The sequence below is a fragment of the Micrococcus sp. CH7 genome (genome assembly GCF_001595485.1).
Lineage (GTDB): Bacteria > Actinomycetota > Actinomycetes > Actinomycetales > Micrococcaceae > Micrococcus > Micrococcus luteus.
The window spans coordinates 1-2,751 of the sequence record NZ_LOSQ01000022.1; the positions used below are offsets into that span (position 1 = coordinate 1).

The 2,751-nt window shown below is 70.9% G+C and carries 2 protein-coding genes; both read left to right on the top strand.

Annotated elements, in window-relative coordinates:
• The first annotated feature begins 512 nt into the window (after positions 1-512).
• Complete coding sequence (locus tag AUV08_RS06855) at positions 513-1,292, top strand: hypothetical protein (RefSeq protein ID WP_061873154.1); 780 nt, start codon at positions 513-515, stop codon at positions 1,290-1,292.
• Positions 1,293-2,401: 1,109 nt separating this feature from the next.
• Positions 2,402-2,581, top strand: a complete 180-nt coding sequence (locus tag AUV08_RS06860; RefSeq protein ID WP_061866804.1) for a hypothetical protein — start codon at positions 2,402-2,404, stop codon at positions 2,579-2,581.
• Positions 2,582-2,751 lie beyond the last annotated feature (170 nt).

Consider the following 2,751-nt stretch of genomic DNA (forward strand, 5'->3'; position numbering starts at 1 on the left):
GGGCCCTCGCCCCGCTGGCGCGGGGCCGGCTCGCTCCGCTCGCCTGGCGCGCTCCGCGCGCCGGTTGGGTGCCCCGCGCGTTGGGTGCCCCCCGGTAGGTGGGGCACGGCGGGCGCTGACGCGCCGCCGGGAGGGTTCCCGAACGGTGGGCCGAGGACGGGAGGGGGTCAGCTGGGCGCACCACGGGCCGCTGTGCGCCCGCCTGCGCCCCGTTCTCACCCCTGCACCCCCACAAGCCCACCCGCACCCCGAACGGCCCTCAGACGCCCACACACCGGGCCAGGGGGCCGGGGACCGGGCGGGCCGGGGCCGGCGGGGCGGCGGAGGGGCCGGGCGGGCCGAGCGGGCGGCGCAGCCCCCACCCCCGCCCATGCCATAACACCGCCAGCATACCACCACACCCCCACCACAAGCAACACCACACAACCGATTGCGTCCACACCACAAAGCGTGTATGGTTTGACTCAGCGGGAGGCACCCGGCCCCCTGCACCCCTAGCCTTGGAGGCTCTCATGCTCACGTTCAACGCCCGCCAGCTGCTCCGCGGTCTCGATGTCGCTTCCTACCCCGCCCGCCTCGCCGACGAGCCGGTCGGGGCTCGCCTGACCACGGTCCCTCTGGAGGTGACCGACCAGGGCCTGATCGCCTACAGCACGGACCGCTACCAGCTCGCCCGCACGCTGACCGAGTACGCCCTGGAGGCGCCCGCGCACGGCGCGGGCCTGCCGCCGGTGCGCCTGCACCGCTCGGGCCTGAAGGTTCTGCTCCCGGTGCTCCGCGCCGCGAAGAAGGACGGCACGGTGGAGCTGACGGCCGACAAGGACACCGTCACGTTCACCGTCCACGCGGCGAACGGGCAGGTGCAGACGGTGCCGCTGAAGAACTACGCGGACGCGGACGAGTATCCGAAGATCGCTTCCCTGTTCCGCCTGCACACCCAGCCGCGGGGCGCGCTCGAGGAGGGCACGTTCACGGTCAATCCGAAGTACGTCAAGGCGCTGGCCGACGTGACGGCGCGGTACACCAGCGACGGTGAGGTGCTCACGTTCGACCCGGACACCAACCACTCGGGCAAGCCCGTCGCGTGGGTCCACGGCCAGTGGGCGCACGGCATTCTGATGCCGATCCGTCGGGATCAGCTCCCCACGATCGACGCCGAGTACGAGGGCGTGGGACGTCTGTTCCGCGCCGTGCCGCTGATGCAGTCCCCGGAGTCCGCCAGCGTGCGGGAGGGCTCCGCCGTGGAGCGGGCCAGCACCCGCGGAACCGCCGAGGCTCCGGCCACGGCCTGATTCCCTCTCCCTCTCGGCGGGGTCGTCGCACTGCGGCGGCCCCGCCGCTGACCGCCCGGGCCGCAAGCGCCCACACCCCCCGGTGGCCCCGCCCGCACGATGCGGGCGGGGCCGTCCGCCCGCGGCGGCTGCCGCTGTCTCCGCGGCACCACGAGCTCGCAGCGCGGCGCCGGCAGCTGGCTGCCCCTCCACGACACGTCCCCCGCCGGTCGCCGGCCCAGACATCGCCCCCACGGCGGGGCCCTGTCGTGCCGCCGCCTCCGCGCCCTCCCCCCTTGCTGAGCTTCCAGCCGTCGGCGGCCCCACGCGCTCTCGGCTGCTGGCCGCGAGGGCCCCGCCGCGGACCGTGTCGGGGAGATGGCCCGGGCCCGCGGCTCCAGCCGCCGCGGCGGCCGGCAGCTCGAGCTCGCGCAGCCGGCAGCGTCCCTCCGCGACACGTCCCCGCCCGCCCCGCCATCCAGAGGCTGCTCGGCCTGCGGACTCCAAGCGCCCGTAGACCCAGGCCTCCCGCCACCCCGAGCACGCCAGTCGCGGCCGCGCACCGGCCGCACCCCGTGCCACCAGCCCCCACGCATCGCTTCCAGACCCCGCGGCGTGCCGGGGACATGCCCCGGATGCCCAGCTCCAGCAGCCGCGGCGGCCGGCAGCTCGAGCTCACGGAGCCGGCAGCGTCCCTCCGCGACACGTCCCCGCCCTCCACACTCGCTCGCCACTGATGGCCGTGGGCACTGGGTCGCTCTCCCAGGTGCCAGTGGTGGTGTTCAGTAGACGCTAACCAACTGCCCTTCTTCGGCCTACTCTTCCTGGATTCGTGCGGGTTCCCATAGGTGCATTCCCTAAACACCTTCTGATTTGCTTTTCTGTCCCTCCTTTGCTATACTTGAAAGGCTGGGGAACTCCCGGTGCGCCCCGCGGAACTCGCCGCGCGGGTGCCTCACAAAGAGAGGAAACGAAGCATGACCCATGGCAGAGTACGAGGCCGCTACAGCGGCCTGACACGTGCACATCACACCCGCTACGAGACAGGGAGAGGCTCCTGTAAGGATCCGTTAGGCACGCACCGTCCGTCCACCTTGAGCAGGTGGATCAGACGCATCACGCAAAACCCAATGCTCATATTCATTTTCGTTCTTGCCAACTGCATGGTCGCAGTCACCGACACTGTCGAGGCCGCCGAGAAGGTCGCCGAGTGGCTTCATGCAGTCCCCTGGGAGGCGATAGCCTCCCTCGCATCCGATCTCTTACCCCACATCGTGGAAATACTGATTTGGATATTTCTACTCCTTTGATTAGGAGAAAATGCAAAGTTGAGCCCCTCTGGAGGATCTTCCTTCAGGGGGGCTCTTGCATGCCCGCCCGCCATGGCGACCCTAGATGTAGGAGGGCATGACGTTGTTGACTCGGGTCGGTGCCAGTGAGGCCGGAGGAGCGTCTCCGCAGGAGGTATGAGGCCGATGGT